Annotated in this window: 18 protein-coding genes; 10 read left to right on the plus strand and 8 right to left on the minus strand. The window is 69.5% G+C overall.

Going from position 1 to position 21,319, the window contains the following annotated elements; genetic code table 11:
- The first annotated feature begins 136 nt into the window (after nucleotides 1-136).
- The 8 genes from ACFVDO_RS18465 to ACFVDO_RS18500 all read left to right on the plus strand — a co-directional run bounded on the left by ACFVDO_RS18465 (nucleotide 137) and on the right by ACFVDO_RS18500 (nucleotide 9,309).
- Complete coding sequence (locus ACFVDO_RS18465; protein WP_378857384.1) at nucleotides 137-1,258, plus strand: BMP family protein; 1,122 nt, start codon at nucleotides 137-139, stop codon at nucleotides 1,256-1,258.
- Between the two features lie 80 nt (nucleotides 1,259-1,338).
- A complete protein-coding gene (locus ACFVDO_RS18470) occupies nucleotides 1,339-2,868 on the plus strand; it encodes an ABC transporter ATP-binding protein (protein WP_378857386.1) in 1,530 nt (509 codons plus the stop codon).
- Complete coding sequence (locus ACFVDO_RS18475) at nucleotides 2,865-4,259, plus strand: ABC transporter permease (protein WP_378857388.1); 1,395 nt, start codon at nucleotides 2,865-2,867, stop codon at nucleotides 4,257-4,259. Before ACFVDO_RS18470 ends, ACFVDO_RS18475 begins: the two co-directional genes overlap by 4 nt.
- A complete protein-coding gene (locus ACFVDO_RS18480; RefSeq protein WP_378857390.1) occupies nucleotides 4,256-5,536 on the plus strand; it encodes an ABC transporter permease in 1,281 nt (426 codons plus the stop codon). Before ACFVDO_RS18475 ends, ACFVDO_RS18480 begins: the two co-directional genes overlap by 4 nt.
- A 14-nt stretch (nucleotides 5,537-5,550) precedes the next feature.
- Nucleotides 5,551-5,949, plus strand: a complete 399-nt coding sequence (locus ACFVDO_RS18485) for a cytidine deaminase (RefSeq protein ID WP_378857392.1) — start codon at nucleotides 5,551-5,553, stop codon at nucleotides 5,947-5,949.
- Complete coding sequence (locus ACFVDO_RS18490; RefSeq protein WP_378857394.1) at nucleotides 5,946-7,259, plus strand: thymidine phosphorylase; 1,314 nt, start codon at nucleotides 5,946-5,948, stop codon at nucleotides 7,257-7,259. The genes ACFVDO_RS18485 and ACFVDO_RS18490 overlap by 4 nt, the downstream gene beginning before the upstream one ends.
- Nucleotides 7,260-7,322: 63 nt before the next feature.
- Nucleotides 7,323-8,438, plus strand: a complete 1,116-nt coding sequence (locus tag ACFVDO_RS18495; protein WP_378857396.1) for an adenosine deaminase — start codon at nucleotides 7,323-7,325, stop codon at nucleotides 8,436-8,438.
- 19 nt (nucleotides 8,439-8,457) lie between these two features.
- Nucleotides 8,458-9,309 (plus strand): carbohydrate kinase family protein, encoded by an 852-nt coding sequence (locus ACFVDO_RS18500; protein ID WP_378857398.1) that lies wholly within the window; start codon nucleotides 8,458-8,460, stop codon nucleotides 9,307-9,309.
- Nucleotides 9,310-9,331: 22 nt separating this feature from the next.
- Here the strand turns inward: ACFVDO_RS18500 and ACFVDO_RS18505 are convergent, their stop codons facing one another.
- From ACFVDO_RS18505 to ACFVDO_RS18535, 7 genes are all read right to left on the minus strand, one after another.
- Nucleotides 9,332-10,081 (minus strand): alpha/beta hydrolase, encoded by a 750-nt coding sequence (locus ACFVDO_RS18505; protein WP_378857400.1) that lies wholly within the window; start codon nucleotides 10,079-10,081, stop codon nucleotides 9,332-9,334.
- A gap of 9 nt (nucleotides 10,082-10,090) precedes the next feature.
- Nucleotides 10,091-11,038, minus strand: a complete 948-nt coding sequence (locus ACFVDO_RS18510) for an SDR family oxidoreductase (protein WP_378857402.1) — start codon at nucleotides 11,036-11,038, stop codon at nucleotides 10,091-10,093.
- Complete coding sequence (locus tag ACFVDO_RS18515; RefSeq protein WP_378857404.1) at nucleotides 11,035-12,003, minus strand: bile acid:sodium symporter family protein; 969 nt, start codon at nucleotides 12,001-12,003, stop codon at nucleotides 11,035-11,037. The genes ACFVDO_RS18510 and ACFVDO_RS18515 overlap by 4 nt, the downstream gene beginning before the upstream one ends.
- Nucleotides 12,000-13,283, minus strand: coding sequence for a flavin-containing monooxygenase (locus ACFVDO_RS18520; RefSeq protein ID WP_378857406.1), 1,284 nt, complete (start codon nucleotides 13,281-13,283; stop codon nucleotides 12,000-12,002). The genes ACFVDO_RS18515 and ACFVDO_RS18520 overlap by 4 nt, the downstream gene beginning before the upstream one ends.
- Nucleotides 13,284-13,384: 101 nt before the next feature.
- Nucleotides 13,385-14,107, minus strand: a complete 723-nt coding sequence (locus ACFVDO_RS18525; RefSeq protein ID WP_378857408.1) for a TSUP family transporter — start codon at nucleotides 14,105-14,107, stop codon at nucleotides 13,385-13,387.
- Nucleotides 14,107-15,774, minus strand: a complete 1,668-nt coding sequence (locus ACFVDO_RS18530) for a phospho-sugar mutase (protein ID WP_378857410.1) — start codon at nucleotides 15,772-15,774, stop codon at nucleotides 14,107-14,109. The genes ACFVDO_RS18525 and ACFVDO_RS18530 overlap by 1 nt, the downstream gene beginning before the upstream one ends.
- Nucleotides 15,771-16,604, minus strand: coding sequence for a purine-nucleoside phosphorylase (locus ACFVDO_RS18535; RefSeq protein ID WP_378857412.1), 834 nt, complete (start codon nucleotides 16,602-16,604; stop codon nucleotides 15,771-15,773). The genes ACFVDO_RS18530 and ACFVDO_RS18535 overlap by 4 nt, the downstream gene beginning before the upstream one ends.
- A gap of 84 nt (nucleotides 16,605-16,688) precedes the next feature.
- Here ACFVDO_RS18535 and ACFVDO_RS18540 point away from each other — a divergent pair, with 84 nt between their 5' ends.
- Together ACFVDO_RS18540 and ACFVDO_RS18545 are read left to right on the plus strand one after the other, a co-directional pair.
- Complete coding sequence (locus ACFVDO_RS18540; protein WP_378857414.1) at nucleotides 16,689-18,128, plus strand: NAD(P)H-quinone dehydrogenase; 1,440 nt, start codon at nucleotides 16,689-16,691, stop codon at nucleotides 18,126-18,128.
- Between the two features lie 73 nt (nucleotides 18,129-18,201).
- The gene (locus ACFVDO_RS18545) at nucleotides 18,202-19,494 is read left to right on the plus strand and encodes an amino acid permease (RefSeq protein WP_378857416.1); all 1,293 of its coding nucleotides are present in this window, start codon (nucleotides 18,202-18,204) and stop codon (nucleotides 19,492-19,494) included.
- Here the strand turns inward: ACFVDO_RS18545 and ACFVDO_RS18550 are convergent.
- Complete coding sequence (locus ACFVDO_RS18550) at nucleotides 19,487-21,253, minus strand: acetyl/propionyl/methylcrotonyl-CoA carboxylase subunit alpha (protein ID WP_378857418.1); 1,767 nt, start codon at nucleotides 21,251-21,253, stop codon at nucleotides 19,487-19,489. The two genes, ACFVDO_RS18545 and ACFVDO_RS18550, sit on opposite strands and share 8 nt — an antisense overlap.
- Nucleotides 21,254-21,319 lie beyond the last annotated feature (66 nt).

The following is a 21,319-nucleotide window of genomic DNA, read 5'->3' on the forward strand; positions in this document are numbered from 1 at the left end:
GCGGCGCGCCCAACGGATGCGGGCGCGCATCATCTCAGCTTTGTAACCTTTCGCCACCCGATACAGTGGTGTGTTCGAAACAGTAGGTAACTTTGATCGATCCGCGATGGGCGCGGATCTTTCCCGGGAGGCTCGAGTGACCATCTCCACCACCAAGAAGCTCATCGGCGCTACCCTCGCCGCGGGCGTCGTCTTCGCTCTCGCCGGCTGCGGCCAGGCGCCGGAGGCATCCAGCACCGGCGACGCCACGAAGCCGGTCGACAGCAACTTCAAGCCCTGCATCATCTCGGACGACGGCGGCTGGAACGACCGCTCGTTCAACCAGTCCGCCAAGGAGGGCCTGGACAAGGCCACCAAGGAGCTCGGCGTCAAGTCGGTCGAACTGCAGTCCGACTCGGCCGATCAGTACGGTCCGAACCTTGAGCAGGCGGTCAGCCAGGGCTGCACCTACATCGTCACGGTCGGATTCAAGCTCTCCGCCGACACCATCAAGTCGGCCAAGGCCAACCCCGACATCAACTACGCGATCATCGACGACAGCGCCGATGCCGACGGCGACGGCAAGCCGGACGCCCCGAACATCAAGCCGCTGCTGTTCGACACCGTGCAGGCCGCGTACCTCGGCGGCTACGCCGCAGCGTCCTGGTCGCACGAGGCCGGCGTCGACAAGGTCGGCACCTTCGGTGGCCTGCAGATCCCGCCGGTGACGATCTTCATGGACGGCTTCGTCCAGGGCGTCGCCAAGTTCAACGAGGACAAGAGCGCCGACGTGAAGGCGGTGGGCTGGAACGCCGACACTCAGAAGGGCTCGATGACAGGCGGCTTCGCGGCGAACGACACCGCCAAGCAGACCGCGCAGTCGATCCTCGATCAGGGCGTCGACGTGCTGCTTCCTGTCGGTGGCCCGATCTACCAGTCCGCGGCCGCCGCGATCACCGCGCAGGGCAAGGACACCCTCATGATGGGTGTCGACTCCGACCTCGCCGTCTCCGACCCGTCGGTCGCCGCGATCACGCTGGTCTCGATCGAGAAGAAGATCGGCGAGGCTGTCCACTCCGCCGTCACCGACGCGGCCAAGGGCAAGGTCGACACGACCGCGTACATCGGCACGCTGGAGAACGGCGGCGTCGGCCTGTCCAGCTTCCACGACTTCGAGTCGAAGCTGCCGAAGGGGCTGACCGACGAGCTCAAGGCGCTGCAGGACAAGATCATCTCGGGCGACATCAAGGTCACGTCGGTGGCCTCGCCGAAGGCCTGACGATCCACTTGATGCGGCCGGACGGCCTGACCGTCCGGCCGCATCTGTCGTGTCACGCAAGTCCTGGGTAGGGTGCACATATGAAGCTCGAGCTCCGCGGAATCACCAAGCGATTCGGCAGCCTCGTCGCCAACGACCACATCGATCTCGTGGTCCAGCCGGGGGAGATCCACGCCCTCCTCGGCGAGAACGGCGCGGGCAAGTCCACGCTGATGAACGTCCTGTACGGCCTGTATCAGCCCGACGAGGGTGAGATCCTCCTCGACGACGTCGTGCAGCATTTCGCCGGTCCCGGCGATGCGATGGCCGCGGGTATCGGCATGGTGCATCAGCACTTCATGCTGGTGCCGGTGTTCACCGTCGCCGAGAACGTCATGCTCGGTCACGAACTGACCAAGCGCGCCGGTGGTCTCGACACCGGCATCCTGAACATCGCCGAGGCCAGGCAGCATGTCCGCGACGTCGCGGCGCGCTTCGGCTTCGACATCGACCCGGACGCCCTCGTCGAGGACCTTCCGGTCGGCGTGCAGCAGCGCGTGGAGATCATCAAGGCGCTCGCCAGAGACGCGAAGGTGCTCGTGTTCGACGAGCCCACGGCCGTGCTGACGCCGCAGGAGACCGACGAGCTGATGGAGATCATGCGTCAGCTGCGTGACGAGGGCGCTGCGATCGTCTTCATCACCCACAAGCTTCGTGAGGTGCGCGAGGTCGCGGATCGCATCACGATCGTCCGGCTCGGCAAGATCGTCGGTGATGCGTCGCCGACGGCGTCGAACACCGAGCTCGCTTCGATGATGGTGGGTCGTGCGGTCGAGCTGACCGTGCACAAGGATCCGCCGCAGGTACGTGATGGCGCAGGGCTGAAGGTGCGCGACCTGACGGTCGCGCTGCCCACGGGGCAGCTGGTCGTGGACAGCCTCAGCTTCGATGTGCGACCGGGCGAAGTGCTCGCCATCGCCGGTGTGCAGGGCAACGGCCAGACCGAGCTCATCGAGGCGCTCGTGGGCATGCAGACCAAGGGCGTCACCGGGTCGGCGACGCTGAACGGCACCGAGCTGCTCGGCCGGTCCGTGCGCGGTGTGCTCGACAAGGGCGTCGGCTTCGTGCCGGAGGACCGTTCGGTGGACGGCCTCGTCGGCACGTTCAGTGTCGCGGAGAACCTGATGCTCGATCGCTCCTCGGCGCCGGAGTTCGTCACGGCCGGGACGATCAGCCGATCCCGGCTGGACACCTTCGCCCGCGATCGCATCACCGAGTACGACATCCGCACCCAGGGCCCGCAGACGCCCGCAGGCGCGCTGTCCGGCGGCAACCAGCAGAAGGTGGTCATCGCGCGTGAGCTCAGCCGTGAACTGACCCTGTTGATCGCCTCTCAGCCCACCCGCGGCGTCGACGTCGGATCCATCGAATTCATCCACAAGCGGATCGTCGAGACTCGAGATTCCGGCGTACCCGTCGTCGTCGTCTCGACCGAACTCGACGAGGTCGCCGCACTCGCCGACAAGGTCGCGGTGATGTACCGCGGTCAGATCATGGACATCGTTCCGGCGTCGACCCCGCGCGACGTGCTCGGACTCCTGATGGCAGGAGAGAAGGACGCAGCAGCATGAGCGACGAATACCCTCGCGGCGCGGATCGCATTCCGTCCGGCCCGAACGCCGCATCCGAGGCGGTTGCGGCCGAGAAGACCTCCACCGGAGGGGTGGCGGACGCATCCGCCGCACAGATGGCGCAGCCCGGACCGGGGGAGCACGCGCAGCCGCCGGAGTCGCGGTCCGCGGTGTTCATGCGCGAGCTGCTCCGCGGCAGCGTCGTCACGACGATCCTCGCGATCGTCGCGGCATTCATCATCGGCGGCGTCCTCATCGCCGTCACGGATCCTGCGGTGCAGCAGGCGGCGGGCTACTTCTTCGCCAAGCCCGGGGACACGTTCGTCGCGATCTGGCAGGCCGTCGCCGGCGGCTACAGCGCCCTGTTCCAGGGATCGATCGTCAACTTCCAGGCCAACAGCTTCGTCGGCTTCATCCGGCCGCTCACCAACACGGCGATGTTCGCCGCGCCGCTGATCATGGCGGGCCTCGGCGTGGGACTCGCATTCCGCGTGGGCCTGTTCAACATCGGCGCTCAGGGACAGATCCTCATCGCCGGACTGTTCGTCGGCTTCCTGTCCTACCAGCTGCCGTTCGAACTGCCGATGTGGCTGCACATCCCGTTCTCCGTCATCGTCGGCATGCTCGGCGGGGCCATCTGGGCGGGCATCGCCGGTCTGTTGAAGGCCCGCACCGGTGCGCATGAGGTGATCCTCACGATCATGCTGAACTGGATCGCGCTGTACCTGGTCGGATACCTGGTGCGCACTCCTGGACTGCAGAAGCCGGGGTCGAACCAGTCCCAGTCCGTTCCGACTCCGGAGACAGCGCAGTTCCCGCCGCTGTTCGGACCGCAGTTCCCCGGCCTCACCGTGGGCTTCCTGTTCGCGATCGCGCTAGCGATCGCCGTGTGGTGGCTGATGGAGCGCTCCGGACTCGGCTTCCGGATGCGCGCGGTCGGTGAGAACCCGTACGCCGCACGTGCCGCAGGCATCAGCGTCGAGCGCATGTACGTGTACGCGATGGTCTTCGCCGGCGCACTCGCCGGAGCCGCGGGCGTGAACCAGCTCAGCACGACCACCGTGTCGGGGTTCGACAACGGCTTCGACGCCGGCATCGGCTTCGACGCGATCACGGTCGCGCTGCTGGGCCGGAGCCGGGCCGGTGGCGTGTTCGCCGCCGGGATACTCTTCGGCGCGCTGAAGGCCGGATCGTTCGCGATGGCCGGGCAGGGCATCCCGAAGGAGATCGTGATCGTCGTGCAGTCGATCATCGTGCTGTTCATCGCCGCGCCGCCGCTGGTGCGCGCGATGTTCTTCCTGCCGAAGAGCGACGCCGAGCGCGCCGCGAAGGCGAAGGCGAAGGCTGACAAGCAGGCGGCACGCGCCGCCGCGAAGGAGGTGGCAGCATGACCGCGATCGCCGAGGCACCGGTGGTGGCCCGTACCGTGCTTCCCCCCATCGCCAAGAAGCTGCCGATCACGCTGAGCATCGCCACGGTGCTGTTCGGAGCGCTCTTCCTGCTCGTGCCGCGGCACGGAACCGCCGTGTTCCGTCTGGACGACGGCACCACGGCGCTGAAGATCCCGGACTGGAGCGTCTCGGCCGACGTCGTCATCGCCGTCGTCTCCGTCATCCTGGTGCTGCTCACGATCTGGTCGTGGTTCGCCGCGCTGCGACGGATCAGCGCGGGCAAGTGGGTTCCGATCGTCTTCGCGGTGCTCGCCGTGTTCGCGTTCGTGACCTGGGCCGCCGCCGACGCCAACGGCCAGGTGCCGGTCGTCAACATGCTGTATGGCTCGATCTCGCTGGCGGTTCCGCTGGCGTTCGGCGCGCTCGGCGGCGTCATCGGTGAGCGCGCGGGCGTCGTCAACGTCGCCATCGAGGGTCAGCTGCTGCTCGGCGCCTTCCTCGGTGCGGTGTTCGGCACCCTGGCGCACAACCCGTTCTTCGGTCTGCTCGGGTCGATGATCGGCGGCATGCTCGTGGCCTTCGTGCTCGCGGCCTTCGCCATCAAGTACCTGGTGGAGCAGGTCATCGTCGGCGTCGTGCTGAACGTGCTGGTCGCGGGCCTCACCGCGTTCCTGTTCACGATCCTGCTGGTCCCGAACTCCGAGACGCTCAACAACACCCCGCAGTTCGACAAGATCAAGATCCCGCTGATCAGCGAGATCCCGGTGATCGGGCCAGTTCTGTTCAACCAGAACCTGATCGTCTACCTGCTCTACATCACGGTGCCCGTCGTGGCGTTCAGCCTGTACCGCACGCGCTGGGGCCTGCGGGTCCGCGCGGTCGGCGAGTACCCGAGGGCTGCCGACACCGTCGGCATCAAGGTCAACCCGACCCGGTTCTGGAACGTGATGCTGGCGGGTGCGCTGGCGGGCATCGGCGGCGCGTACTACACGCTCGTGTCGGTGCCGCACTTCAACCGCGACATGACCAACGGCGCGGGCTTCATCGCTCTGGCCGCGGTGATCTTCGGCCGCTGGGACCCGGTGCGCGCCACGCTGGCCGCACTGCTGTTCGGCTTCGCGACCAACCTGCAGAACACGTTCAGTGCCATCGGCACCCCCGTGCCGGGCGAATTCCTGCTGATGCTGCCTTATGTGGTGACGCTGATCGCCGTGGTGGGCTTCGTCGGGCAGATCAAGGCGCCTGCAGCTGACGGCAAGCCGTACATCAAGTCCTAGGAGGACGTAACGAGATGACCGACATCGACTGGGACGACCTGCGTCAGGTCGCGACCGAAGCGATGCAGAAGGCGTACGCGCCGTACTCGCGCTACAAGGTGGGTGCAGCCGCGCTCGTCGACGACGGCCGCGTGGTCGCCGGATGCAATGTCGAGAACGCCTCCTACGGCGTGACGCTGTGCGCGGAGTGCGCGATGGTCGGCGACCTGCACATGTCAGGCGGCGGCAAGCTCGTGGCGTTCGTGTGCGTGAACGTGGACGGGAAGACGATCATGCCGTGCGGCCGTTGCCGTCAGCTGCTCTCCGAGCACGCGACGCCGGGGATGCTGCTCGAGACGGTGGCAGGCATCCGGACGATCGACGAAGTGCTGCCCGACCGCTTCGGTCCGGCTGATCTGGAGGACGTCCGATGACCCTTCGTCAGTCTCAGGAGGCGATCGAGCCCTTCGACGCCGTCGACGTCATCCGCGCGAAGCGCGACGGCGGGGTCGTCCGCGAGGACGCGCTGCGCTGGATGGTCGACGCCTACACGCGCGGCTACGTCTCCGACGCGCAGATGGCGTCGTTCGCGATGGCCGTGTTCCAGCGCGGCATGGAGCGTGACGAGATCCGCGTGCTCACCGACGCGATGATCGCGACGGGGGAGCGGATGAGCTTCGCCGCCCTCGGCAAGCGCACCGTCGACAAGCACTCCACCGGCGGTGTGGGCGACAAGATCACGCTGCCGCTCGCCCCGCTGGTCGCCGTGTTCGGCGTGGCCGTGCCGCAGCTCTCCGGCCGAGGCCTCGGACACACCGGCGGCACCCTGGACAAGCTCGAGTCGATCCCCGGATGGCGCGCGGCGCTGTCGAACGAGGAGATGTTCGCGCAGATGAAGTCCGAGGTCGGCGCGGTCATCTGCGCCGCCGGCTCCGGGCTCGCTCCCGCTGACAAGAAGCTCTACGCGCTGCGCGACGTCACCGGCACGGTCGAGGCGATCCCGCTCATCGCCTCGAGCATCATGTCGAAGAAGATCGCCGAGGGCACGGACGCACTTGTTCTGGACGTGAAGTTCGGCTCAGGGGCGTTCATGCAGGACATCGACCGCGCCCGCGAGCTGGCCCGCACGATGGTTGCGCTCGGCACCGACTCCGGCGTCGCCACGACCGCGCTGCTGACCGACATGAACGTGCCCCTCGGCCTCGCCATCGGCAATGCCAACGAGGTGCGGGAGTCCGTCGAGGTGCTCGCCGGCGCCGGCCCCGCCGACGTGCGCGAACTGACCGTCGCGCTGGCGCGCGAGATGCTCGCGCTGGCCGGTCAGCCGGACGCCGACGTCGAGGCCGCGCTGGACGACGGTCGCGCGATGGACCAGTGGAAGGCCATGATCCGCGCGCAGGATGGCGACCCGGATGCCGCGCTGCCGACGCCGCGCGAGACCCATGTCGTCACCGCGCCAGAGCACGGCGTCGTGACCCGCATGGACGCGCTGCCCTTCGGCATCGCCGCGTGGCGCCTCGGTGCCGGGCGCGCACGCGCCGAGGACCCGGTGATCCACGCTGCGGGAATCGACCTGCACGTCAAGCCGGGCGAGGCCGTGGCCGCCGGGCAGCCGGTGTTCACGCTGTCCGCCGAGGACCCGGCGCGGTTCGCCCGCGCACTGGAGGCGCTGGACGGCGCCTGGGCCGTCGGGGCCGAGGCCCCGGCATCCGGCCCGCTGGTGCGCGAGCGCATCACCGCCTGAACCGAACGCACCGCTGAACCGAACGCACCGCTGAACCGAACGCTTCCCTGGAGGGACGACGACATGACCATCGACCAGAACGGTGACGTCCGCGTGCAGGGCGCCTCGCTGCGCGGCCTGCCTAAGGTCTCGCTGCACGACCACCTCGACGGCGGTGTTCGCGCCGAGACGATCCTCGAGCTGGCGGATGCGCACGGCGTGAGCGCCCCGGCATCCGATGCCGCCGCCCTGCGGCGCTGGATCTCGAAGCAGAGCGACTCCGGTTCGCTGCCGAAGTACCTCGAGACCTTCGCGCTGACCACCGCGGTCATGCAGAGCGCCGACGCGCTGGCGCGTGTGGCGCGCGAGTTCGTCACCGACCTCGCTGCCGACGGCGTGATCTACGGTGAGGTGCGCTGGGCGCCGGAGCAGCATCTGGCCGGCGGCCTGTCCCTGACCGAAGCGGTCGACGCCGTGCAGCGCGGCATCGAGGAGGGCGAGGACGAGGCGGATGCCGCAGGCCGCAGCATCCGCGTCAGCCAGATCCTGTCTGCAATGCGCCAGGACGATCGCACCCGCGAGATCGCCGAGCTCGCCGTGTCGTACCGCGGTCGCGGCGTCGTCGGCTTCGACATCGCCGGTCCGGAGGACGGTTTCCTCCCCGCCGCCCACCGTGACGCGTTCGACTACCTGGCCGGGGAGTTCTTCCCCGTGACGGTGCATGCGGGAGAGGGCGCTGGGCCGGCATCCATCCGCTCCGCGCTGCTGGACGGCCGCGCCCTGCGCCTCGGGCACGGCGTGCGCATCGCGGAGGACCTGCAGGTCATCGACCATGAGGGCGACGAGGTGCAGGTGCAGTTCGGCGACCTCGCCCGCTGGGTGCGCGACCGGGAGATCCCGCTGGAGCTGTCGCCGTCGTCGAACCTGCAGACCGGAGCATCCGCGCTGTGGGGCGACGACCTGGCCGACCACCCCTTCGACCTGCTCTACCAGCTCGGCTTCGCGGTCACCGTGAACACCGACAACCGCACGATGAGCGGTACGTCGCTGACGCGCGAGCTCGCGCTGCTGGTGGACGCGTTCGGCTACGACCTGGAGGATCTGGAGACGTTCCAGTTCAATGCCGCCTCGGCGGCGTTCCTGCCGGTCGAGGAGCGCGAGGAGCTCGTGGAGATCATCGCAGAGGGCTTCGACCGCTGAGTTCTGCCAGGGTGGGGTGATGAGCTCCGTCTTCATCGCCGGCCCCGCCTCGTGGAACTCCCTCGTCGTGCTCGATCGGCTCCCTGAGCCGGTGCCGCACATGCAGTTCGCCGAGGACTCCTGGGAGACCGTCGGCGGCACGAGCGCAGGCAAGGCGTTGAGCCTGACCGCTCTCGGCCGCCCCGTGCTGCTCTACGCGATCAGCGCGACAGACGAGCCGGGCACGCGGGTGCGCTCCGCGCTGGCGGACGCAGGGGTGCCGTCGCTGTGGGCCGACGGTGCGACCGAGAGGCATCTCAACCTGATGACGAGGGCGGGGGAGCGCGTGTCGCTCTACCTCGCGTCACCCGATGCCGCGGACGGTGCCGGCGACGAGGTCCTGGCGGCTGCGATGGCGGATGCCGACGTGCTGGTGCTCGACCTCGCCGCCGAGCCACTGCGTCTGCTTCCGCTGGCGCAGCGCTCCGGCCGGCCCATCTGGGTGGACGTGCACGACTACGACGGCGACGCGGAGTTCCACCAGCCGTTCCTTGCCGCGGCGGATGCGGTGTTCTGCAACGCCGACCGGCTGGGTGACCCGGTCGCGTTCCTGCGCGCGACGGTGGCTGCCGGCGCGTCGTTCGCCGTCTGCACTCTCGGCGCGGAGGGCGCCGTTGCGGTGGATGCCGCGGGAAGCGTCCACAGCATCCCCGCCGTGCCCGCCGAGGTGCTCGACACCAACGGCGCCGGCGACGCGTTCCTCGCCGGAGTGCTGCACGCGCACCTGGAGGGCGCCGCGCTGCCGGACGCACTGGCCGCCGGAGCACGCTCCGCGTCGACCGTGCTGCGCACACGGCACCTGCATCCCCTCCTGGACGACGTGCTCGGCTGAGCGGGTCCTTCCCGGACGCCGATCAGCGCAGCGCGTCGGAGAACGGCCCGATGTGCTCGGTGAGCTGCGCGCGCATGTCCACGTCGGAGATCGTCGGTGTGCCGTCGCCCGGTTGCGGCCCGTAATCGCCGAATGAGGCGTGCGACGCGCCCGCGATCTCGACCATCTCGGCATCCTCGGGCAGCAGGTGCCGCGCATCCGCGATCTTCTGCGGGGTGGAGAGGCCGTCCTCGCTGCCGGACAGACTCAGTGCGGGAAGGTCGGAGTCCGCGAGGTCGTTCGCGCAGTACGACGCGAACAGCACCAGGGCGTCGGCGTCCGGCGCCAGCTGGCAGGCGCGCACGCCGCCGAGGGAGTGCCCGCCGACCATCCAGGTGTCGATGCTCGGCGCGGCCGAGGTGAAGGCGTCCAGGCCGCGCAGGTCGAAGAAGGCGAGATTCAACCACGGTCTGGTGATGACGACGGTGATCCCGTCCGCGGCGGCGAGATCCTGCAGCTTGGCGATGTATGCCTCGGGCTGCACCTTCGCACCGGGGACGAACACCAGGCCGACGTCGGAGCGGCCGTCGGCGGGTGAGAGCACGATGCCCTCCGGCGCCTCGTCGTCGACAGTCAGCGCCGGGTTCGCCTCCGCCGCGGCGAGCGGCCCGGGTTCGGCCTGCATGACGCCGACCTGACTCCAGATCACGGTTCCGCCGACCACCAGCACGACCACTCCGAGCAGACTCCACAGCACCCAGCGGAGGGCCCGCCTCCCGCGCTTCTTCGGCATCGCTCCAGGCTATCCTCGGGCGATGCCGGGGTGGGTGCGCAGGTACTCCTCGAACGCCTCGCGCGTGCTCAGGACAGGCGTGTACTCGAAGTCGCGCTTCAGCCGGTCGTTCGCGAGGACGGGGCGCCAGCGCAGGAAGGGCACCTTCTCGGGGCCGTGCTCGGTCAGGTGCAGCATCCGGCCGACGCGCAGGCCGGTCGACAGAGCCCATGCGGGGATCGTCAGCATCGGCTTGCCCAGGCGCGCGGCGATCTCGGGGACGGTCATCCGGCCGTCGCCTGCGACGTTGTAGATCCCGGCGGGCCCGCCGGTCGCGGCGCGCACCATCGCACCGGCGACATCATCCACCCAGACGAAGACGAACGGCGAGTCCGATCCGGCGATGCGCAGTAGCCGGCTGCCGTCCCAGAGCGCGGTGATCTGGTTGTGCACGGTCGGCCCGAGGATCGTGCCGATCCGGAAGATCACCTGCTCGAGCTCGGGATGCGCGGTGCGGGCGTCCGTGAGCATCTCCTCGACCAGCCGCTTGTGCCTGGAGTACGGGAAGGCGTCGTTGCCGCGCAGCGGCTGGTCCTCGGTGATCCACTCGGGGTTGTCAGCGTGATAGCCATAGGCGGCGCCGGAGGAGGAGACCACGAGGCGTCGCACACCCGCCTCGACGCAGGCGGCAAGCACGTTCGCCGAGCCGTCCACGTCGACGCGATATTCGATGGCGACGTCGCGGCCGGGGTTGACGATCGCGGCCAGGTGCACCACGGTGTCGATCCGGTGCTTCTGCAGGACCGGAGACAGCGAGGAGGGATCGGTGACGTCGAAGGGTTCGGAGACGACCCCGGCGACGGAGGAGGCGCGCAGGTCGCCGCTGACGACGAGCTCCACGGCGGGATGCTGCGCCAGCAGCGCCGTCACGTGCGAACCGAGGAAGCCGGCTCCACCTGTGACGAGTACGCGGGTCATGCGGGTTCTCCTGCGTTCGGGGCGATGGCGGCCGCGTGCCGCGAGGCATCGCCGGTCGCCGAGCCTGTGCGGCGCTTCGTGTGGGCGGCCCAGAGCGCCGCGACGATCAGGCCGGCGATGATGTCCCAGATGCCCCACCAGCCGGCGACCACGGCCATGCCGCCGAGGCCGCCGAAGAAGGCGAACACGATGCCAAGGCCCAGCCCGGAGTTGCGGATGCCGACTTCGAACGTCAGAGCCTTGCGCTCCCTGGTGCCCATCCGGCCGGCCACAGCCGTGCCGTAGCCGAGCGCGAGCGCCACCGCGTCGTGCGCGGCGACCACGAGCAGGACGGTGCCGATCACACTGATGAACACCGCCCAGTTGCCCACCAGTGCGCCGACGATGAAGCCGAGCAGGGCGATCAGGCTGAACCAGCGCACGAACGGCTGCACCTTCGCGGCGAACCGGGGAGTCTTCGCGCGGAGCAGCAGGCCGATGGCGAAGGGCACGCCGATGATCAGCACGATCTCGAGCAGCATCTGCCACGGGTTCAGCTCGACGGCGTGCAGCAGGGTGCGCGCCTTCGGGTGCAGCGAGCCCCAGAACGCGATGCTGAGCGGCATCGCGACGATGTAGATGAGGTTGCCGACGGCGGTGAGCGACACCGACAGCGCCACGTTGCCGCCGGAGCGGTGCGTGAGCACCTGGGAGATGTTGCCGGGAGGGCAGCACGCCACGAGCAGCATGCCGAGGGCCATCGACGGCGTCACCGGCAGCACCAGCGTCAGCACGAACGTCACGATCGGCAGCAGGAGCAGCTGCGCGATGATCGCGAACGCGAAGGGCTTCGGATGCTTCGCCACCACGCGGAAGTCGCGCGGCGCGGTGTCCAGCGCGATGCCGAACATGATGAGCCCCAGCACCACGTTGAGGATCATCAGCGTGCCGGGGGTGAAGTTCAGGACCACGTCGTCGACGTTCATGCCTTCTCCAGGGCCTTCTTCTGCTTGCGCACCGCCGTGCGGTAGGCATGCTTGTTCACGTAGTACGACATCCGGTCCAGCGCCAGATAGCGGTATCCGCCGGTCAGGTCGGGCCACGGTGATCCGGTGACCCGCTCGCGGAACCTCCGCGCGCGCTCCGGTGAGTGCTCCTCGGCGGCGAGGTAGGCGGCCACCAGCTCGGCCTGCTCATAGCGTCCCTGCCAGCCGATTCCGGACGCCTCGATCATGCCCATCACGTACAGGCCGTTGAACGACGGAGGGAAGACGTTCAGGAACAGCTGCGGCGCGGCGCCCTGCCAGTGCAGATGCTCGCGGTCGACGAACGGATAGTCCAATGTGTAGCCGGTTGCGAGCAGAATCAGGTCGTAGTCGCCCGAGGTGCCGTCTGCGAAGTGCACGGTGTGCCCGTCGAACCGGTCGATGCCCGGACGGATGCGGAGGTCGCCCTGCCCGAGATGGTTCAGGATGAGCGTGTTCACGATCGGGTGCGACTCGTAGATGCGGTAGTCCGGCCGCGGGAAGCCGAAGTGCACCGGGTCACCGGTGAACGCCTTCAGCACCCGGGTGTCGATCGCCTGCTTGATGCGGGCCGGCAGCGGACGGCCCTGGTTGAGCAGGTCGCTCGGCCTTCCGAGCAGGTAGCGCGGCACGAAGTAGTAGCCGCGGCGCACGCTCATGTCGACGGATGCCGCATGGTGCACCGCATCGACGGCGATGTCGCACCCCGAGTTGCCGGCGCCGATGATCAGCACCCGCTTCCCACTGAGCTGCGTCGCGCTCTTGTAGGCGCTGGTGTGCATGATCTTGCCGGCGAAGTCGCCGGGGAAGGACGGCACGTGCGGCTCGGCGAGCGTGCCGTTGGCGAGGATCACACCGTCGTAGTGCACCGGATCGAGCCCGGCGGCATGCAGCTTCCAGCCGCCGTCCTGCGCAGGCGCGAGGTGCTCGACCTTCGTGCCGAACCGGAACAGCGCGCGCAGTCCGAACTCGTCCGCGTACGCGTCGAAGTACTTCTTGAGCACCCGGTGCCCCGGGTAGTCGACGTCGGAGTCCATCGGGAACTCGGTGAACTCGGTCGTGGTGCGTGACGAGATCAGGTGCGCGGACTCGTACATCGTGCTGCGCGGATTGCGGATGTCCCACAGCCCGCCCACGTCGTGCGAGGCCTCGTATCCCTCGACCGTGATGCCCTGCGCCTGCAGCGCTCTGGCTGCTGCGAGTCCGGAGGGGCCGGCGCCGATGACGGCGTATCTCTTCATGTCTCTCCCGCACGACGACGTGCTGCTTCTGTCGCCCCCCGGTCTCAGTGATCCTAACCCGGGCGGAATCCGGTTCCGAAACCGGTGGCACTCGGAACAGATCAGGCGAACAGGGCGACGACGCCGCGAATGAGCACGACGACCGTCCCCGCCCAGGCGCACAGCAGCATCACGCGACGGGCGAGGGCGACGGGAATACGGCGGGCCAGCCAACCGCCGAGCAGCATCCCGGCGGCCGTGCAGACGCCCAGCAGGACGAGGTCGGCCGGTGGCGAGGAGGGCAGACCCCTGAGCGCCACCGAGACCAGCCCGTAGCCCAGGAAGATCACCTGCGCGCTCGCGGCGAACCGCCGCTGCGGCCAGTCGTCGCCCAAAGCGTACGACGCCAGCGCGGGGCCGGACAGTCCGCTCGAGGCATGCATGAACCCGGCGAGGGCGCCGGCCCCGACAGCGCCACCCCGTCCGTGCAGGTGCCGTGCGACGCCGCCGAGGCGCTGTGCGCTGAGGGCGAGCAGGCCCATCAGCCCGATGAGCAGCAGCAGTGCGGCATCGGGCAGCGCGAGCGCGGTGAGCGCGCCGAGCGGAGCCGCCACGAGGCCGGCGCCGAGCAGCCACCGCGTGGGCGGCCAGTCCACCTCTCGCCAGGCGCTGGGGAGTGCGAAGAGCGAGGCGACCACGGCGAGGAGCACGGCGATCGTGACGCCCTCGACCGGTCCGTAGACGAGGACGACGGGGCCGATCAGGACGAGCACGAAGGCGAGCCCCGTGACACGCTGGATGACCGCGGCGATCACAGTGACCGCCGCGGTCAGAGTGAGCAGCACTACGAGCGCTCCTCCAGCAGGGTCCGGACGGCGGCCTCGAGGTCGGCGACGGCGGCGTGCGCGGCTTCCGCATCGTCGGCCCTGGCGTCGATGTACACCTTGAGCTTCGGTTCGGTGCCGCTGGGGCGCACGATCACGCGCGACCCGTCGGCGAGCCGGTAGCGCAGCACATCGCCGGCGGGCATGCCGGATGCTCCGGCCGCGAGGTCCTCGACGGATGCCACGGACCGCTCGCCGAACGCAGTGGGCGACGCCTCACGCAGCGATGCCATCAGCCCCGAGATCACCGTGAGGTCGTCCACGCGGATGGACACCTGGCCGCTCGCGAACCACCCGATCTGGGCGGCGAGCTCGTCCAGGAGACCCGCGATCGTCGTGCCGCGCACGCGGGCGTCGGCGGCGAGACCCAGCATCGCGACCGCGGCGGAGATGCCGTCCTTGTCGCGCACGGTGTCCGGGTTGACCAGATAGCCCAGCGCCTCCTCGAAGCCGAACACCATGCCAGGAGCCCGCGAGATCCACTTGAACCCGGTGAGCGTCTCATGGAAGTCCAGGCCGTGGGCTGCGGCGATCGCGCCGAGGCCCGGGGAGGAGACCAGCGAGCATGCCAGCGACGCACCGGGGGTGCCCTGGGCGGCCTTCGCGGCCCGCAGGCCCAGCAGCAGACCGACCTCGTTGCCGGTCAGGCGGCGCCAGCCACCCGCGGCCGCGGCATCCGGGATCGCGACCGCAAGGCGGTCGGCGTCAGGGTCGTTCGCGATGACGAACTCGGCGTCGGCGGCGCGAGCGCGCTCGAACGCGAGGTCCATCGCGCCGGGCTCCTCGGGGTTCGGGAACGACACCGTGCGGAAGGTGGGATCGGGCTCGCGCTGCTCTTCGACGACGCGCGGCGCCGGGTAGCCCGCCTTCTTCACGACGCGGGAGAAGGTCTCCCAGCCCACGCCGTGCATGGCGGTGTACACCCAGCGCATCTCCTGCACGCCCAGCGGCGCCGGCGCGAGGGCGGCGGTCTCGCTGATGTAGGCGTCGACCAGGTCCTCCCCGGCGGTCTCGTAGGCGTCGGAGCGCGGCAGCGCACCGACGTCGCCGGCATCCGACACCCGCTGGATCTCCGCGGCGATCTCGGCGTCGGCGGGCGACACGATCTGCGATCCGCCGTCGTCGCCGCCGAGGTACACCTTGTAGCCGTTGTCGTTCGGCGGGTTGTGGCTTGCGGTGACCATCACACCGGCGTCCGCGCCCAGGTGCCGCACCGCGAAGGCGAGTACCGGGGTGGGCAGCAGCCGCGGGAGCAGGATCGCGCGCAGGCCGGCGCCGGCGAAGAGCTCGGCGGAGTCGAGGGCGAACCGGCGCGAGTTGCGGCGGCCGTCATAACCGATCACGACGGAGGGCGTCCCCGCTGAGCGGGTCTTCAGATAGGCGGCGAAGCCCGCAGCGGCCTGGGAGACCAGCACCCGGTTCATCCGGTTGCTGCCGGCGCCGAGGGCACCGCGCAGCCCCGCGGTTCCGAACGCGAGGCGGCCGGCGAACCGGTCGGCCAGATCGGCGGCGGCCGCGGCGTCGCCGTCGGCTGCGCGGGTGATCACGCCGGCGAGCTCGTCGCGGGTCTCCGAGTCGGGATCCTGTCGCAGCCAGGCGCGGGCGGTGGCCAGCAGTTCGGTGTTCACAGCGCCTCGATCACGCGGGCGAGCAGAGCCGAGATCACCGGCTCGGCGGCCTGACCGGCCTCGATCACCTCGGCGTGGCTGAGCGGCGTCTTCTGGATGCCGGCGGCGAGGTTGGTGATCAGCGAGAAACCGAGGATCTCCATGCCGGACTCACGGGCTGCGATGGCCTCGAGCGCCGTGGACATGCCGACGATGTGCCCGCCGATGGCCTTCGCCATCTGCACTTCGGCCGGGGTCTCGTAGTGCGGACCGCGGAACTGCGTGTACACACCCTCGTCGAGCGACGGGTCGACGGTGCGCGCGACGTCGCGGAGACGCCGCGAGTACAAATCGGTGAGGTCGATGAAGGTCGCGCCCTCGAGCGGCGAGTCCGCCGTGAGGTTGATGTGGTCGCTGATCAGCACCGGCTGACCGGGCTTCCACGTCTCGCGCACACCACCGGCGCCGTTGGTGAGCACCATGATCTTCGCCCCGGTCGCCGCGGCCGTGCGCACGGAGTGCACGACCCGGCGCACGCCGTGGTCCTCGTAGTAGTGCGTGCGCGCCCCGATCACGAGCACGTTCTTGCCGTCGGGGGTGCGGATGCTGCGCAGCGTTCCGACGTGGCCCTCCAGAGCGGGCTTGGAGAAACCGGTGACCTCGGTCGCCGGGATGGTCGCGACGGTCTCGCCGATGAGCTCGGCGGCCTTGCCCCAGCCCGAGCCGAGCGTGAGGGCGATGTCGTGATGATCGACCCCGGTCAACCGCGCGATGTCCGCGGCGGCCTGTGCTGCGATCTCGAACGGATTGGCGTTCGGGTCGTCGAGGGGGTTCGTGAGAGTGTCTGGCATGAGACCACTCTAGGAATGTGCGGGCCGCGCTGCCAGCTTCGGGCGGTGTGCGGCAGTCCGGCGGGTACTGCGAGAATGGTACCCATGGCTCATTCCCCCTTCGTGAACAGGCAGAGCGTCGCCGTCCTCGGCGGCGGCCCCGGTGGTTACGAGGCCGCGCTCGGTGCGGCCCAGTTGGGGGCGGATGTCACCCTGGTCGAGCGCGTCGGGGTGGGCGGCTCTGCGGTGCTCACCGACGTCGTGCCGTCGAAGAGCCTGATCGCCACGGCGGATGCCGCGGTCGCGATCTCCGAGGCATCGGATCTCGGCGTGCAGTTCTACGCGAAGGGCGAGCACGGCAAGCCGCTCAAGCCCGAGATCGCGATCAACCTCGCCGCCGTCAACAAGCGGCTGATGGCTCTCGCCGGCCAGCAGTCCGAGGATATGCGCACCGCCCTGCTGGATGCCGGGGTCAAGATCCTGTCCGGTCATGGACGGCTCGACGGGCACAACGCGATCGTGGTGTCGACCGCTGAGGGCGGTACGGACTTCGACCGCGTCGAGGCGGACACCATCGTCGTCGCGGTGGGCGCCGCGCCGCGCGAGCTCGACTCTGCCAAGCCCGACGGCAGGCGCATCCTCACGTGGACTCAGCTGTACGACATGAAGCAGCTTCCCGAGCACCTCATCGTGGTGGGGTCTGGAGTGACGGGCGCGGAGTTCGCCTCGGCGTACATGAACCTCGGCGCGAAGGTCACGCTGATCTCCAGCCGCGACCAGGTGCTCCCCGGCGAGGATCAGGACGCCGCAGCGGTGCTGGAGCGCGTGTTCAAGCGCGGCGGCATGCAGGTGCTGGCGAAGTCGCGTGCCGACAAGGTCGAGAAGACCAAGGACGGCGTGGTCGTGACGCTCTCCGACGGCCGCACCGTCGAGGGCAGCCACTGCCTGATGGCCGTCGGCTCGATCCCGAACACGCGCGGCATCGGGCTGGAGCAGGCCGGAGTCGAGCTGACCGAGTCCGGGCACATCCGGGTGAACAAGGTGGCCCGCACCTCGGTGTCGAACATCTACGCCGCCGGTGACTGCACGAACTTCTTCCCGCTGGCATCCGTCGCCTCGATGCAGGGTCGCACCGCGGTGTTCCACGCACTCGGCGACATCGTGATCCCGCTCGAGCAGCGCAGGATCACCGCGAACATCTTCACCGCGCCCGAGATCGCGACCGTCGGATATTCCGAGAAGGACGTGCAGGAGGGCGTGATCGAGGGCATCGTGCACAAGCTGCCGCTGGCCGCCAACCCGCGGGCGAAGATGATGGGCATCCGCGACGGCTTCGTGAAGCTGATCGCCCGACGCGGGTCGGGCACGATCATCGGCGGCGTGATCGTCGCACCGAAGGCATCGGAGCTGATCTACCCGATCGCGATCGCGGTCGAGCGTCGGCTCACCGCAGACCAGGTCTCGCGCGTGTTCGCCGCCTACCCGTCGCTCTCGGGCAGCATCACGGATGCCACTCGGGCGATGCATCAGGTCGCGACCTCGTAGTTTGGCGGTTTTCCTGCGTGAGGTGGCAATCCTGCCACTCGCGTGATTCCGGCGATCGTCCTTGACTGGGTGCATGACCTCTCGGACCCAGGCCACGCCGCATACGGTCGTCCCGGTGCCGGCGCAGACGATCGGCGTGGGGCAGGGCGTCGCACTGTACGTCTGCGCGATCCTCGGCGCAGGCGTGCTCGTGCTGCCGGGACAGGCGGCGTCGCTCGCGGGGCCCGGGGCGCTGATCGCGTGGGGCTTCAGCGCCCTGCTCGGGGTTCCGCTCGCGTTCACGTTCGCGTCGCTCGCCACGCGGTTCCCGGATGCCGGCGGCGTGGCGACCTTCGCCGCGAAGGCGTTCGGCCCCTCCGCCGGCGGCATCGCCGGGTGGTGGTACTTCATCGCGGGATCGGTCGGGCACACCATCGTGCCGCTCACGGCCGGGTACTACGTCGCCGCGGCGCTGGGAGTCGATCAGCGCTGGGCGCCGGCGTTCGCGGCAGTGGTGCTCGCGGCGGCCATCGGCGCGAACCTGGTCGGGATCCGCCTCGGTGCGCGGCTGCAGATCGCCCTCGCCCTCGGCGTCGCGGCGATCCTGATCACGGTGATCGCCGTCGCCGCGCCGCGCATCGAGCCGGAGAACTTCACATCTTTCGCCCCGCACGGCATCCTCGGCATCGGCCAGGCAGTGGTGCTGCTCTTCTTCGCGTTCGCGGGCTGGGAGGCGATCGCGCATCTGTCTGCGGAGTTCCGCGATGTGCGCCGCACACTGCCGCGCGCCACGCTGCTGACGATCGTCGTCGTCACCGTGCTCTACCTCGGCGTCGCGGTCGCGGTCGTCGGGACCGGCGCTTACGGGTCGAGGGAGCAGGACCGCATCTCGCTGGGCACGATCGTCGAGCAGGGCTGGGGCGTCTCGGCCGGGGCCGTGATGGCGGTCGCGGCCGTGGTGATCTGCCTCGGCACGACGAACGCCTATGCGGCCTCGCTGTCGCGCCTCGGTGCCGCCCTGGCCCGCGACGGGTGGGCTCCGGCGGCGCTGGCTCGCCGCAACGCGCACGGAGCCCCGCATCTTGCCCTGCTGGCGATCGCCGGGGTCGGGGGAGCTGGGCTGATCGGCGCGGCCGTGTTCGGCTGGGGCACCGACGACTTGGTGTTCATCCCGTCGGTGCTGGTGATCGCCACATACCTGCTGGGCACCGCCGCCGCAGCGAAGCTCTTCCGCGGCCGGTCCCGCTCGCTGGCGATCATCTCGATCGTGCTGCTCGCACTGGTCGCACCGTTCGCGGGCTGGCACCTGGTGGTGCCGCCCGCGATCGCGGTAGGGGTGCTGCTGTTCGCGCGGAAGGGCCGGGCGGGCCCAGGAGTCGTCAGCTGATGGTGAGCAGCTGGTGGCCGGCGGCGACCGTCGCGCCGGCGTCCGCGTTGATGTTGCCGATCACGCCGTCCTTGTGCGCCTGAAGCGGCTGCTCCATCTTCATCGCCTCGAGGACGACGACCAGGTCGCCCTTGACGACCTGCTGCCCCTCCTCGACGGCGATCTTGACGACCGTCGCCTGCATCGGCGACTTCACGGCGTCGCCGGACGCGCCGGAGTTCGCGGTGGTGGCGTGGCTGCGACGCGACGGCGGCACGACCGCAGGGCGGCCGGCGGTGCCGGACGCCACGGCCACGCGGTCGGGCAGGCTGACTTCGAGACGCTTGCCGCCCACCTCGACGACCACGGTGTGACGTCCGGGCGCGGCGGCGGGGTCTTCCAGCTCGCCGTCCCAGGCGGGGATGTCGTTGACGAACTCGGTCTCGATCCAGCGCGTGTACACGCCGAACTCGCCGTTCTCGGCGGTGAAGGCGGGGTCGCGGACGACCTTGCGGTGGAACGGCAGCACGGTGGGCATGCCGGACACCTCGAACTCGTCCAGGGCGCGACGGGCGCGCTCCAGGGCCTCGGCGCGGTCGCGGCCGGTGACGATGATCTTCGCCAGCAGCGAGTCGAAAGCGCCGGAGACCTGGTCGCCGGCGGTCACGCCGGAGTCGAGACGGATGCCGGGGCCGCCGAACGTCTTGAAGACGTGAATCGGGCCGGGCTGGGGGAGGAAGCCGCGACCGGGGTCCTCGCCGTTGATGCGGAACTCGAAGGAATGGCCCTGCGGCTCGGGGTCGGCGTAGTCGATGGTGCCGCCGGCGGCGATGCGGAACTGCTCGCGCACCAGGTCGATGCCGGTGACCTCTTCGGAGACAGGGTGCTCGACCTGCAGGCGGGTGTTCACCTCGAGGAACGAGACGGTGCCGTCCGCGCCGATCAGGAACTCGCAGGTGCCTGCGCCCACGTAGCCGACCTCCTTGAGGATGGCCTTGGAAGCGGAGTACAGAAGCTCGTTCTGCTCGTCGGTGAGGAACGGCGCGGGGGCCTCCTCGACGAGCTTCTGGTGCCGGCGCTGCAGCGAACAGTCGCGGGTGGAGATGACGACCACGTTGCCTGCGGCATCCGCCAGGCACTGCGTCTCGACGTGTCGCGGCTTGTCGAGGTACTTCTCGACGAAGCACTCGCCGCGGCCGAATGCGGCGACCGCCTCACGGGTGGCCGACTCGAACAGCTCGGCGACCTCATCCAGCTCGCGGGCGACCTTCAGGCCGCGACCGCCACCGCCGTAGGCGGCCTTGATGGCGATGGGCAGGCCGAACTCCTGCGCGAAGGCGATGACCTCGTCGGCGCCGTCGACCGGGCCGGGCGTGCCCGGCGCGAGCGGTGCGCCGACCTTCTCGGCGACGTGACGGGCGGTGACCTTATCGCCGAGCGCCTCGATCGCCTCAGGCGACGGGCCGATCCAGGTCATGCCTGCACCGATCACGGCGCGGGCGAAGTCTGCGTTCTCGGCGAGGAAGCCGTAGCCGGGGTGCACGGCGTCGGCACCGGCGCGGCGCGCGACCGAGAGGATCTTGTCGATCTGCAGGTAGGTGTCCGCGCTCGTGGCTCCGTCGAGGGCGTAGGCCTCGTCCGCGAGTCGCACGTGCATGGCGTCACGGTCCTGGTCTGCGTACACGGCGACAGAGGAGATCCCGGAGTCCCGGGCGGCGCGGATGATGCGTACGGCGATCTCGCCGCGGTTCGCGATGAGCACCTTGGCGATATCAGGCATGGGTTTCAGCCTAGCGAGTGTCAGGCCGATCTATTTGACGACTCTCCACAAGAAAATCACGGTTTC

The sequence above is a fragment of the Microbacterium sp. NPDC057741 genome (genome assembly GCF_042798735.1).
Taxonomy (GTDB): domain Bacteria; phylum Actinomycetota; class Actinomycetes; order Actinomycetales; family Microbacteriaceae; genus Microbacterium.